The following is a 12,283-nucleotide window of genomic DNA, read 5'->3' as shown; positions in this document are numbered from 1 at the left end:
TCAGACACTCCCGGGGGGGTTCTTCCCCACCCCGCCTCCCCACCCCCATCGTGCGCCACACCCCTCCCCCCAACACCCATGGGCAGTCCCCCCCCCCGCGGCGTGCCCGGGGGCGGGGAGCTTGGGGCGGGGGCGGGGGCGGGGGCGGGGAGTGGGGAGCTCGGGGCGGAGCGGCGAACAGATAGCAGCGAACGGATGACAGATGACAACTTTCATCATCTGTTATCCGTTCGCTGTTATCTGTCTTCTGTTATCTGTTACCTGTTACCTGTTCGCTGTCATCCGTCCCGCCGCCGTCGGCCGCCCGCCCCTCAGGCCGTGCGCCCCAGCGTCGCCAGGTAGGCCCGCCAGCCGCCGTGATGGGTGATCTCGCGGTGCACCCCGCGCTCGACCTCGCCGCGGGCGAGCAGCATCGAGAAGCATGCGGAGCCGTCCTCCAGCTCGATCACGCCGAGCTCCAACTCCCTGGGCTCGCCGGGCAGGATGACGTCCCGCAGGCGCTCCAGGCTGATCTCGTACAGCTCGCCCTCGATCGCGGTGTCGACGGACGGGTCGGCCAGCAGCCCCGGGCAGACGTCCGTCCCGCCGCTGTGGTCGATGGAGAAGAAGCGGTAGCCGGGGGCGGTCCGGGCCGGGCCGATCAGGGCGTCGGCGACCTTGTCGTGGAACGGTCCGCCGACCATCGCCTGGCCGTTGAAGAAGATGCGTGCCATCGGTGAACTCCTCAGAAGGGAAAGGCCGTACAAAGAAAAAGACCGTTCCGCACGGCGACGAGAGGACAGGTGGATTCGTCGCCGTACGGAACGGAGCAAAGGGCGGCGGAACGGCTACGACCCGGCAGGCGGCAGCGGTGGCGCCGACGGATAGATTGGTACTCAGCCCAGCAGGGGAAGCGCGGGGAGGGTCAGGAAGTCCGCGAACTCCTCGGCCAGGGCGACCTGTTCGAAGAGCTGGGCGGCCTCGCGCCAGCGGCCTGCCCGGTAGGTCTCGTCGCCGAACTCGGCGCGGAGCTCGGCCAGTTCGGTGGCGACCAGGGTGCGGACCAGCTCGGCGGTGGCCTTCTCGCCGGTGTCGGACAGCACGACCCCGTTGTGAATCCACTGCCAGATCTGCGAGCGCGAGATCTCGGCGGTGGCGGCGTCCTCCATCATGTTGAAGATGCCGACCGCGCCGAGCCCGCGCAGCCAGGCCTCGATGTAGCGGACGCCGACCTGGACGGCGTTGTGCAGCCCGGCCCGGGTGCAGGTGCCTCCGGCGCCGGCGATGTCGAGCAGTTCGGCGGCGGTGACCGGCTCGGCGGGGCCCGGGTTGTCCTTCTGGTTGGGCCGCTCGCCGAGCACCGCGTCGAAGGAGGCCCGGGCGACCGGGACGAGGTCCGGGTGGGCGACCCAGGAACCGTCGAAGCCGTTGCCGGCCTCGCGATCCTTGTCCGCCTTGACCTTCTCCAGCGCGGCGGCGTTGACCTCCGGGTCCCTGCGGCTGGGGATGAACGCGGCCATGCCGCCGATCGCGTGGGCGCCGCGCCTGTGGCAGGTCTGCACCAGCAGCCGGGTGTAGGCGGCCATGAACGGCGAGGCCATGGTGACGCTGTTGCGGTCCGGCAGGATGTAGTGCTCGCCGGCGTCGCGGAAGTTCTTGACGATCGAGAAGAGGTAGTCCCAGCGTCCGGCGTTGAGGCCGGCCGCGTGGTCGCGCAGCTCGTACAGGATCTCGTCCATCTCGAAGGCCGCGGTGATGGTCTCGATCAGCACGGTGGCCCGGACGGTGCCGTACGGGATGCCCAACTCGGCCTGGGCGTGGGTGAACACGTCGTTCCAGAGCCGGGCCTCGAGGTGGCTCTCGGTCTTCGGCAGGTAGAAGTACGGGCCGGAGTTGGGGTCCTCGGCGCCCTTGGCGATGAGCCGGGCGGCGTTGTGGAAGAAGTACAGGCCGAAGTCGACGAACGCGCCGGCCACCGGGACGCCGTCGACCAGCAGGTGGTTCTCGTCCAGGTGCCAGCCGCGCGGGCGAACCACGACCGTGGCGAGTTCGGCGGCGGGCTTGAGAGTGTAGGCCTTGCCGGCCGAGCTGGTGAAGTCGATCCGGCCCTCGAAGGCGTCGATCAGGTTGACCTGCCCACTGACCACGTTCTCCCAGGTCGGGGAGGTGGCGTCCTCGAAGTCGGCGAGCCAGATCCTCGCCCCGGAGTTGAGCGCGTTGATGACCATCTTGCGGTCGGTGGGCCCGGTGATCTCGACCCGGCGGTCCCGGAGGGCGCGCGGCGCCTCGGCGACCTTCCAGTCGCCGGCCCGGACCTCGGCGGTCTCGGGGAGGAAGTCCAGCGTGCCGGTGCGGGCGATCTCGGCCCGTCGGCTCTTCCGCCTCGCCAGGAGCTCCTGTCGACGACCCTCGAAGGCGCGATGGAGGCCCACGACGAAGGCGACCGCCTCCGGGGTGAGCACCTCCTCGGCCCGATGGACGCGCGGTCCGGCGACAGTGACGACCGGAGCGGCGGGGGAGGCGCCGACGGGCCCCTGATCTGCAGCCATGAGCAGGACACTCCTAAGACGGTTGAGCCTGGCGAAGGGAGCTCCGGTGGGAACTTCCTCGGGTACTTCCTCGATCGTTACCCGCCTGTCGGCGGATTCGATTCTGTAAGGTGGAGACTAGTTTCCGCGATACAGAATTTCAACGGTTTGTTGAAGAGGTCGCCGGGACTCTACTCCTCCCCGACAGCGAAGGGAACGCCGGTGGTTGCGACCCCCGACACAGCATCGACGACAGGCGCCGACCGCGCGAGCGGCGGCGTGCAGTCCGTCGAGCGCGCCTTCCAACTCCTGGAGGCGCTGGCCGACTCGAGTGGCGTGGCCACCCTCAGCGAGCTCTCCACCAGCTCCGGCCTCCCGATGCCGACCATCCACCGACTGGTTCGTACCCTCGCCCAGCAGGGCTATGTCCGCCAGGACACCGCCCGGCGCTACACCCTCGGCCCCCGGCTGATCCGGCTCGGCGAGACGGCCGGCCGACTGCTCGGCAGCTGGGCCCGCCCGTACCTGGCCGAGCTCATGGAGGCCACCGGCGAGACCGCCAACCTGGCGGTGCTGGAGGGCGGCGAGGTGGTGTACGTCGGACAGGTGCAGTCGCGGCGCTCGATGCGGATGTTCACCGAGGTCGGCCGACGGGTGCAGCCGCACTGCACCGGCGTCGGCAAGGCGCTGCTCGCCCAGCTCCCCGAGGACGAGGCGCGTGCGGTCCTGGGCCCCAACCCGCTGCCCGCGCACACCGAGTACACCCTCACCGACCCGCAGGCGCTGATGGACCAGCTCGCCGAGGCACGCGAGCGCGGGTACGTGGTCGACGACCAGGAGCAGGAGATCGGCGTCCGCTGCATCGCCCTCGCCGTCCCGGGCGCCCCCACGCCCACCGCGCTCTCGGTGTCCGGCCCGGAGGCCCGGATCCGGGCACTGGAGGAACAGGCGGGAGCGTCCGCACTGGTACCGGTGATGCACCAGATCGCGGCCCGGCTCGGGCAGGTCCTGGCACCCTGACGATCAGTCAACAGGCGTCCTCGACAAGAGCGATCGGGCCGGTGACGGCGCCCCGCCGTTCGAGTGGCGGTGGGCGAGTTGCGGCGCCGCCGCGTCGGCGGCTCGGACACCCTGGGGCGGACGCGGCCCGCGACGGCGCGGGCCGCCGGAGCACGGGAACAGGGTGAACGGCGTGGCACAGCACGGAGCACGGGGCGGCGCGGGGCGCACGGGATTCGGCCGGATCGGACGGGTCGGCCGGGCCGGATGGGGCGGCCGGATCGGATGGGGCGCGGCGGTGACGGCGGGCTGCGCGGCAGCCGCACTGGCCGCCGGCCCGTCCTGGGCGGTGCGGCACCCGGTGCCACGCCCGGACCTGGGGGTCGTCGCGCCGGGTGCGCCCGAGGCGTCCACACTGCCGGCCGTGGTCGCCAAGCCGTCCACATCGCACCTGGAGGTGGTCCGGATCGACCCGGACCCGGCGTCGCCCGGCGGCACCACCACCATCCACGCCTTCGTCGCCAACGCGGGCCCGGACACCACCGCGTCCCCGTTCACGGTGACGGTCACCCTCCCGAACGGGGTGACCGCGGACCCCCCGTTCTACCCCACGGACTGTGAGGTCGTCGCACGCGGCAGGCAGGTGCGCTGCGTCTTCGGCCCCGGGCTGAAGGAGGGACGCAGCGCGACCGCCCTCGTCCCGGTCCTGCTCTCCCCCGATCTGCCGCCCGGGGTCCTGGCGGGCGGCTCGGTCGAGGTGCGCAGCGCGGACGACCCGGGGGGCATCCGCCACCGGGAGCCGTTCGACATCCGGGTCGTCGAGACGACCGAGGGCTGACGGCCGGATCGCCCCACCGGTCACCGGCCGCCGGCGAGCGGCTGCCGGATCCCGGTGACCGGTGGGGCGGGCTCGTGGTTACCGGTACACGTGGTCACCGGTACACGTGGTCACCGGTACAGGTGGTTACCGGTAGACGTGGTCACCGGCAGACGTGGTCACCGGCAGACGCGGTCACCGGTAGACGCGGACGTAGTCGGCGGCCATGGTGATCGGGGCGTTCCCCTGCGGCGCCGGGTGGTACTTGCCGGCGCTCACCGAGAGGTTGAGGATCAGGTACGCCGAGAAGTTGGCCCCGACACCCTTGCCGTCCGAGAACACCTTGACGCCGTTGACGTACCAGTCCACCGAGTTGGCGCCGTAGTAGGTGCCGATGGTCACCCACTGGTCGGCGGCGACGGCGCTCGCATCGGTGTAGTAGTCGGGGTTGCCGGGGTTGACGTGGTTGGTCAGCTCCAGCAGGTTCGGGTTGTCGGGGTGGTACTCGAAGGAGTCGATCTCCCCGTTGCCGTTCTTCCAGGTCCACAGGGCGGGCCAGGCGCCGGTGCCGGCGGGCAGCTTGACCCGGGTCTCGGCGTAGTCGCCGGTCTTGACCTGGAAGCCCTCGGCGGAGCCCTCGGTGGTCAGGAAGCCGGTGTTCCAGGACTGCTTGCCGTTCTCCAGGGTGGGGCCGCCCGGGGCGGCGGTGAACGTGGCGACGCCGTTCCCGACGGTGACGTTGTTCTTGTTCAGCCAGTCGAGCTTGTTGTCGTCCGGGTTGTGGTTCCCGTACTTGTACGAGGTGCTCTTGTCACCGACCCAGCGCTGGCCCCAGTTGATCGGGCCGTTGAACTCGTCGGACCAGGTCAGCGACTTGCCCGCGATCGGGGAGGACGGCGCCGAGGTCGTCGGGGTGGCCGTGGCGGTCGGGGTGCTGGTCGGGGTCGGGGTCGCGGTGGGGGTCGCGGTCGGCTTCGCGGTGGGGGTCGCCGTGGGGGTCGCGGTGGGGGTCGCCGTCGGGGACGGGGCCGGCGTGGGCGTACCCGTGGCCGAGACCACCAGCTGCTGCGAGGGCAGGTTGTGCCACGCGCCGCCGAGGTCCTGCCAGAAGCCGAACTGGGTGTACGTCCCGGCGGCCAGGGTGCGGGCGGCGCTGGTGTAGTTGAATCCGCCGGGGCAGATCTGCACGTTGCTCGCGTTGCCCGGGAAGTCCAGGTTGGTGCCGCGCGCGTCACGGACGCCGACGCCGACGGTCTTGGCGGTGAAGCAGGACGAGGAGTGCAGGGCCAGCGAGGCGGTGCCGGCCTTGCCGGCGACCATGGTGGCGGGGGCGAGCCGGTCCTGGGTGACGGTCGGGCCGGTGGCGGCCTGGGCGCCGGAGACGGACGGCAGGCCGAGCAGGCCGGCGCCGGTGATGGCGAGCGCCCCGGTCGTGGCGAGGGCGGCGTTGCGGCCGCGGTGGGACGGACGGGCGTGGCGGGGCGCGCGACGGCGCCGGGCAGGCTGGTGCATGGGGATCCTCTGCGACGCCTGCGAGGTGAGCTGTCGGATTCGGGCTGCAGTTGCCCGGCCGCCTGTGGAGCGGCTTCACCCCTAGCCGCGACCCGCACGCTGGTGCGTACGGGCCGGGCGCTGACCTTGGTTCCCCCGCTCCCGTCCGCTGTGGTGCTCGGGTACTCGCCGGCGGGTGGACGGGACTCGGCGTCCCGGCGGCGGGGTCCGCGACGGCGGACGACGACTGCAGGCTAGGCAGGCCGTCCGTGGACGGACAACCTGATCAAGCCGGTTGTCGCACAGCTCACAGTGGTGTCGATCAACGACGCTGCGTGGTGGCCGAGTTGATCACCGGAGTCGACGCCGCCCGGTCCCCCCGTCCGGCCCGCCCGGGATGCCGGCCGCACACGGTACGCGGTACGACGGTGGCGGACTGTACCGTGACCGCCACCGTGACAGCCGTGGCGTGGAGCCACCCGTATCCGCCCGGTCGGATAAATTGGAGCCCTGGGATTTTCCACGGTGCACAAGAGCACCGACCAGAGCCGTACGACCCGTCCCCCGTTCCGGAGAAGAGGTTCCGCCCCACCATGACCGCGCCCGCGCCCCTGCCCGCCTTCGCCGGCCGCACCTACGTCTTCCGGGCCGACAACGGCGCGGCCTTCCGCAACTCCTACTCGGCCGACGGCACCCGGCTGCGCTGGGAGGGCCTCGGTGAGTCGGCGGGCCAGTGGGAGGACGTGCGGCTGCACGTCGCCGAGGTCGCACCGGAGATCTACTTCGTCAGCTGGACGGAACAGAGCGGGATCACCGTCAGCCACGTGATGGACCTCAACGCGCTGACCGTACGGGCCTTCTGGACCTTCGAGGGCGAGGGCGGCCGGGTCGGCCAGTTGCACACCGGAACGCTGGAGCGGGTCGCCTGACCGGCGCCGAAACGGACCGCCCCCCCGGGAGCCGCGGCTTCCGGGGGGCGGTGTGTTCCGTGTGTGTTCTGCCCTGTTCCGTGTGTTCTGCGTGTCCTGCGCGTTCCGCGGGCGGCGCCGTCAGACGGTCTGGCCCGGGTGGCCCGGCTGGTTCGGGACCTTGAGGTGCTGGGACAGCCACTCCAGTGAGGACGGCAGCAGGGCGCTCCAGGTCTCGAAGTTGTGGCCGCCGTTCTCGAGCATGCTGTAGGAGACCTTCATCGGGCTCTTCGCGGCGTCGATGAACGCCTCGGTGTCCTGCTTGTAGTTGCCGTCGCCCTTCTTGGTGCCGGCCAGCAGCACGGAGACGTTCGGCTGCGGCAGGTTCTTCAACCGCCACATCAGGTCGGCCTCGTTGCGGCGCTGCTTGCTGCCGCCGAAGAGGTCGCCGGTGGTCGGGTCGTCGGCCGCCTCGTAGTACCCGGAGAGGGACACGGCGGTCGGGAAGACGTCCGGGTGGCGCATGGCCAGCTTGAGCGCGCAGTAGCCACCGGTGGAGTTGCCCATGAAGGCCCAGGCCTGCGGGTCGGTCGAGACCCGGTAGCTGGCCTGGATCGCCGACGGGACGTCCTTGGTGAAGTACGTGTCGGACTGGGCGCCGCCGGGAATGTCCTCGCACTCGGTGTCCTGCGGCAGCGCGGGCGAGGGGCGCATCAGGACCATGACGGTCGGCTGCATCCGGCCCTCCTGCAGCAGCTTGAGCGCGGCGCCCGGGTAGTTGAAGCGGGTGATCAGGTTCTCGGCGATTCCTGGGAAGCCGGTGCTGACGATCACGGCCGGGAACTGCTTCTGCGCGTACTCGGGCTGGAAGTACTGGGGCGGAAGGTAGACGTAGCCCTCGGTCGACAGCCGGCTCTCCTTGCCGTCGATCCGGACCTTGCGGATCTCGCCGGACTGGCTGGGCTCCCGGCCCATGGCGCCGCCGCCCTTGACCGAGGCCTGGCCTATGGTCTCGACCAGCAGTCGGCCGGAGGCGTCCGCCTTGTTGTGGATGACGACCGGGCCGGTGCTGCCCGTGCCCATCAGGTCGTCCCAACTGCTGTAGAAGGCGAAGTAGTTGTTCGCCACCAGCCCGAGCGCGGCGAGCACCGCCAGCTGGGTGGCGAGCAGCGCGCCGATCCGGCCGAGCACCGCCTGCCAGCTCTTCCGGGCGAGTCTGGGCCAGAGCCAGACCGTGCCGACCATCATCACGACCGCCATCAGCACGGCCAGTGCCAGCACCTTGTGGCTCGTCAGACCCATTTTCCAGTTGCTCCCACGCCTCGAACTCCCACCCCTCCGTTCAGGGACATCCGAGGAGGTCACCCCGGTTCCCCCACCGGGGCGCGAGCACCAACCCTAGCGGGAGCTGTGAGGAAGCTGATCGGGGGCTGTGGGCAGGCCGCGAACAGATGACAGAGTTCAACTTTCAGATAACAGATAACAGATAACAGATTTCGAAAGTTGTTTGCTGTCATCTGTTCGCTGTCCCCCGTTCGATCGCGCCCGTTCGCCGCCGGCCCGCTACTCCCCCGCCGGCTGAGCCCACAGCCGTAGCCCCACCGTGAGTTCGCGCATGCAGCGGGCACCGAGGTCCTGCGGGGAGCCGGGGCCGGTGACAGCGGCGTCGGAGCCCGCCCACTGCTCCAGGGCCACCCGGATAGCCGCCGTGGCCGCGGCCGCGGCCAGCCGGACCTCCAGCGGATCGACGCCGTCCGGACAGCGGGCGGCCAGCACACCCCGCAGCCGCTCCTCCGACCCGGCGTGGACCCGCTGCCAGGTGCCGTCCAGCCGCGGGTCGCGCAGCAGGTCGCGGGTCCAGTGCATCGCCTCGACGGCCGCGTCGTCGGCCGGGGTGAGCGACTCGACGGCCGAGCGCTCCAGCGCCTCGCGCAGCGGTATGTCCGCCGGGCTCTCGGCCAGCAGGTCCATCCAGCGCTGCCCGCCGGCCGCCAGCAGCGGGGCGACGGCGTCCTCCTTGACGGAGAAGTAGCGGTAGAAGGTGCGCAGCGAGATGCCCGCGGCGGCGGCGATCTCCTCGGCGGTGGTCGCCTCGGCGCCCTGCTCGGCGAAGAGCGCGGCGGCGGTGCGGGCGATCTCCAGCCGGGTGGCGTCACGGCGGCGCTGGGTCAGGGTCGGGCGTCCGGTCACAGGGGTCAGCGTACGCAAGCGATCACAGTCACGACACATCGCGCCCGAGTGGCACATCAAGCCTTGTTGGCACAACGTGACACATGGACGTACCGTGTCTCTTGAGGTCGAGAGACCACGAACGAAGGAGGACCACCATGGAGCGCTTCAGCGGACGGAACGTCCTGATCACCGGCGGCGGCTCTGGCATCGGCCAGGCGACCGTGCACCGGATCCTCGCCGAAGGCGGGAAGGTCGTCGCCGTCGACGTCAACGAGGACGGCCTGAAGAAGACCCTGGACCGCGCGGCCGCCGAGGGCACCGCCGACCGCCTGACGATCCAGGTCCTGGACATCTCGGACGAGGCCGCCGTGGTGGCGGGCGTCGCCGAGGCCGTCGCGGGCCTGGGCGGTCTGGACGTCCTGGTCAACGCCGCCGGCATCCTCCGCTCCTCGCACACCCACGAGACCACCCTGGAGTTCTGGAACAAGCTCCTCGCCGTGAACCTGACCGGCACCTTCCTGATGACCCGCGAGGCGCTCCCCGCGCTGCTCGCCACCGGCAAGGGCGTGGTGGTCAACTTCAGCTCCACCTCCGCGAGCTTCGCCCACCCCTACATGGCCGCCTACGCCGCGACCAAGGGCGGCATCCAGTCCTTCACCCACGCGATCGCCTCGGAGTACTCGAAGCAGGGCCTGCGCGCGGTCTGCGTCGCACCTGGCAGCATCGACAGCGGCATGACCAACAACCCGGGCCTGCCCGCCGACGCCGATTTCGGCCTGCTGGCCAAGCTCTCCCCCGCCCTCGGCCACGGCTTCGCGGGCCCGGACACGGTGGCCGGCGTGATCGCCATGCTGGCCTCCGACGACGGCGCCTTCGTCACCGGCACCGAGCTCCGGATCGACGGCGGCACCCACATGTGAGCCCCCGGTCCGGTCACCGGCGGGGCCCGTGCCCTCCCCCATCGGGCACGGGCCCTGTCGGCGTCCTCCTTCTCAGGCTTCTCAGGCTTCTCAGGCTTCCGGTCGCAGTCAGCTGGTAGCGGTCAGCCGGTAGCCCGGGCGTGCCGACCGTTCGAGGCCACGCCCCGCCGGGCGTCGCGGTGGGCGGCCAGGGCGTTGCCGACCGCCGCGAGCGCGGCCCCGAGCAGCAGGAACGCCACCGCCAGCAGGAAGCACGCCCCCGCGATCCGGCGGTAGCCGCCGTGCCGGGCGGGGTCGAGGAACGGGTACGGGTACCAGCCGACCGCGTGGCCGCGGAGTAACGCGTACGTCAGGTAGACCAGCGGGAACCCCAGCCAGCCGAGCACCGTCCGGGCCCGGACGGGCCGGGCGGGCGGGTCGACCAGCCAGTCGGCGAGCACGAGCAGCGGCATCACGCGGTGGACCACGTCGTCCACCCAAGGGATCACCAGCGGCGCCGGGTACGTCGCCAGCAGCGTGCCGTACGCCAACCCGGTGACCACCAGGTAGAGCACCACCGCGCCGCGCACCGCGTCCGGTACGGGCCGGCGGCCGGTCAGCCCGGCCCAGCCGCCGTAGCCGAGGACGGCCGCTCCGGCGAGGTTGGCGAGGTTGGTGAAGTAGCTGAGGAAGTTCACCACCCCGGAGCCGTCCGTCGCCGCGTGGTAGCCGGAGAAGCAGAGTGCGACGACCAGGAAGGCCGCGACGGCGAGCCGGGCGGGGGCGAGCCACGAGTTCATCGTCGGGAACCGCCTCTCTGGGGCGTGGTCCGGACAGGAGCTCTTCGGATTCAAACCCCGGCGGGCGGACCCGGCCACATGAGGGAGCGTTCCAGGAGCGTTCCAGGAGCGGTTCAGGAGCGGTTCAGGAGCGGTTCAGAGCAGGCCTCAGGGGCTGCGCCAGTCGGTGGCCAGGGCCGCCGCCGGGTTGGCGACCAGCAGCAGCTCGCACAGCTCGGGCCCGAAGGTGCGGGCCAGTCGCGGGGCGAGGTCGGTGAGCAGCCGGGTGGGGCCGCCGACCTCGCGGGCCGTCCGGGTGGTGGTGTCGGCGCCGAGCAGCAGCCGTTCGGCGTGGCCCGCCTCGACCAGGTCGGCGATCACCTCGAAGGCCTGGAGGTCGGCGGGGTGGCCGATCCGTGCGGGACTGTCCAGGGCGAGGAACGCCCCCTCGGCGGCGAGGCTGCGGTGCAGCGACCGGTCGGTGAAGCGGGTGAGGTGGCCGAGGAGGATCCGGTCGGGGTCGACGCCGTGCCGCCCGTGCAGCCGGTGCAGGACGCCGTGCGGGTCACCCTCGGGTTCGAGGTGGACGGCGATCGGGGCACCGGTGGCGTGGTGCGCCTCGGCTGCGGCGGCCATCGTCCGGCGGGTGTGCCCGGTCAGCGGGCCCGCGTCGTCGGCGATCTTGATCAGACCGGCCCGGACGCCCTCGGGAGCGCCGGGGAGCCCGGCGCTGAGCTCGGTGACGAAGTGCTCGGCGAGGTCGGCCGACGCGGCGGGGCCTCCGGTCGTGCCGGGGGTACCGGCGGGGAACCGGTCCTCGGGGTAGTGGACCGCCTGGTGCGCGCCGGTGGCGGCGATCACATGGACGCCGGTCGCGCGGGACAGCGCGGCGAGGTCGCCCGTGCCGCGCCCCATGCCCCGCGGGGTCCACTGGACGAAGGAGTGGCCGCCGGCTGCGGCGTACTCGCGCAGCACCGCCTCGGCGGCGACCGGGTCGTCCAGCTCCTGGCCGGGGAGCAGGGGGCTGCGGATGAAGAGGTGGTCGTGGGAGTCGGTGACGCCCAGGTCGCCGGGGGCGAGGTCGCCCAGGACGGTCCGTACGGTGCGGGTGGCGGTCATGCCGCGTCCTCTGCCGGGGTGTCGGTCACGGGAGCGGCGGTCACGGAAGCGCAGGCAGGCGGGGCTGCGGACGCTGCGAAGGTGGCCGTAGCCACCCGGAGGCCGGCCAGGGCCTTGGGGACGCCGACGTACGGGGCCAGGTGGACGATCACCTCGGTGATCTCCTCGCGGCTCATCCCGATCCGCAGGCTGTTGCGCACGTGGTCGGCAAGCTGCGGCTCGACCCCGCCGAGGGCGGTGAGCGCGGCCAGGTTGGCGATCTGGCGGTCGCGCAGAGCGAGGCCGGGGCGCTGGTAGGTACCACCGAAGAGGCTGGTGACGATCCAGTCGGCGAAGCCGGGGGCAAGCGCGTCCAGACCGCTGAGGGTGCCGGCGGCGACCGGGCCGGCGAGCTCGGCGAGCAGGGCGTAGCCGGCTTCGCGGTCGAGCGGCGCCGGTGTGAGGTCGGCGGGGACGAGGCCTGTCGGGACGGCGTCGGTCGGGACGGCGTCGGTCGGGATGGCATCGGCCGGGGTGAGGGGCCGGGTCGCGGCGTCGGCCGGGGCGGTGGCGGTGGCGGGGTTCGTGGCGGGCATCGCGGTGAGGGGGCCTT

Annotated in this window: 12 protein-coding genes and 1 riboswitch; of the genes, 4 read left to right on the top strand and 8 right to left on the bottom strand. The window is 71.9% G+C overall.

Going from position 1 to position 12,283, the window contains the following annotated elements; genetic code table 11:
* Positions 1–311: 311 nt before the first annotated feature.
* The gene (locus ACZ4W5_RS01335; protein WP_360229679.1) at positions 312–713 is read right to left on the bottom strand and encodes an allophanate hydrolase-related protein; all 402 of its coding nucleotides are present in this window, start codon (positions 711–713) and stop codon (positions 312–314) included.
* A 162-nt stretch (positions 714–875) separates the two neighbouring features.
* Complete coding sequence (gene aceB / locus ACZ4W5_RS01330) at positions 876–2,528, bottom strand: malate synthase A (protein WP_465651960.1); 1,653 nt, start codon at positions 2,526–2,528, stop codon at positions 876–878.
* 201 nt (positions 2,529–2,729) lie between these two features.
* Here aceB and ACZ4W5_RS01325 point away from each other — a divergent pair, with 201 nt between their 5' ends.
* On the top strand, positions 2,730–3,527 hold the full coding sequence (locus ACZ4W5_RS01325) for an IclR family transcriptional regulator (RefSeq protein ID WP_465651959.1): 798 nt from the start codon (positions 2,730–2,732) through the stop codon (positions 3,525–3,527).
* Between the two features lie 172 nt (positions 3,528–3,699).
* Positions 3,700–4,344 carry a hypothetical protein gene (locus ACZ4W5_RS01320; protein WP_465651957.1) on the top strand — a complete coding sequence of 215 codons (645 nt, stop codon included), beginning with the start codon at positions 3,700–3,702 and terminating at the stop codon, positions 4,342–4,344.
* 174 nt (positions 4,345–4,518) lie between these two features.
* Here the strand turns inward: ACZ4W5_RS01320 and ACZ4W5_RS01315 are convergent, their stop codons facing one another.
* The gene (locus ACZ4W5_RS01315; protein WP_465651955.1) at positions 4,519–5,835 is read right to left on the bottom strand and encodes a glycoside hydrolase family 16 protein; all 1,317 of its coding nucleotides are present in this window, start codon (positions 5,833–5,835) and stop codon (positions 4,519–4,521) included.
* Positions 5,836–6,001, bottom strand: a riboswitch (cyclic di-AMP (ydaO/yuaA leader).
* 406 nt (positions 6,002–6,407) lie between these two features.
* Here ACZ4W5_RS01315 and ACZ4W5_RS01310 point away from each other — a divergent pair.
* Positions 6,408–6,743 (top strand): phenolic acid decarboxylase, encoded by a 336-nt coding sequence (locus ACZ4W5_RS01310; protein WP_360229689.1) that lies wholly within the window; start codon positions 6,408–6,410, stop codon positions 6,741–6,743.
* 120 nt (positions 6,744–6,863) lie between these two features.
* On the opposite strand, the gene ACZ4W5_RS01305 is transcribed toward ACZ4W5_RS01310, so the two are convergent.
* Both ACZ4W5_RS01305 and ACZ4W5_RS01300 read right to left on the bottom strand, forming a co-directional pair.
* A complete protein-coding gene (locus tag ACZ4W5_RS01305; RefSeq protein ID WP_360229691.1) occupies positions 6,864–8,024 on the bottom strand; it encodes an alpha/beta hydrolase in 1,161 nt (386 codons plus the stop codon).
* A gap of 261 nt (positions 8,025–8,285) precedes the next feature.
* Entirely contained in the window at positions 8,286–8,912 is a 627-nt protein-coding gene (locus tag ACZ4W5_RS01300) for a TetR/AcrR family transcriptional regulator (RefSeq protein WP_465651953.1), read from the bottom strand.
* A gap of 137 nt (positions 8,913–9,049) precedes the next feature.
* Here ACZ4W5_RS01300 and ACZ4W5_RS01295 point away from each other — a divergent pair, with 137 nt between their 5' ends.
* Positions 9,050–9,814 (top strand): SDR family NAD(P)-dependent oxidoreductase, encoded by a 765-nt coding sequence (locus tag ACZ4W5_RS01295; RefSeq protein WP_465651951.1) that lies wholly within the window; start codon positions 9,050–9,052, stop codon positions 9,812–9,814.
* 122 nt (positions 9,815–9,936) lie between these two features.
* On the opposite strand, the gene ACZ4W5_RS01290 is transcribed toward ACZ4W5_RS01295, so the two are convergent.
* The 3 genes from ACZ4W5_RS01290 to ACZ4W5_RS01280 all read right to left on the bottom strand — a co-directional run bounded on the left by ACZ4W5_RS01290 (position 9,937) and on the right by ACZ4W5_RS01280 (position 12,266).
* Positions 9,937–10,593, bottom strand: a complete 657-nt coding sequence (locus ACZ4W5_RS01290; protein ID WP_465651949.1) for a Pr6Pr family membrane protein — start codon at positions 10,591–10,593, stop codon at positions 9,937–9,939.
* 147 nt (positions 10,594–10,740) lie between these two features.
* On the bottom strand, positions 10,741–11,691 hold the full coding sequence (locus tag ACZ4W5_RS01285) for a phosphotriesterase family protein (RefSeq protein ID WP_465651947.1): 951 nt from the start codon (positions 11,689–11,691) through the stop codon (positions 10,741–10,743).
* Entirely contained in the window at positions 11,688–12,266 is a 579-nt protein-coding gene (locus ACZ4W5_RS01280; protein WP_465651945.1) for a carboxymuconolactone decarboxylase family protein, read from the bottom strand. Before ACZ4W5_RS01280 ends, ACZ4W5_RS01285 begins: the two co-directional genes overlap by 4 nt.
* Between the last annotated feature and the right edge of the window lie 17 nt (positions 12,267–12,283).

Source organism: Kitasatospora sp. NPDC029367 (genome assembly GCF_055569135.1).
The sequence above is the reverse complement of the archived record's forward strand: the minus strand, read 5'-3'. Positions and strand labels throughout refer to the sequence as shown.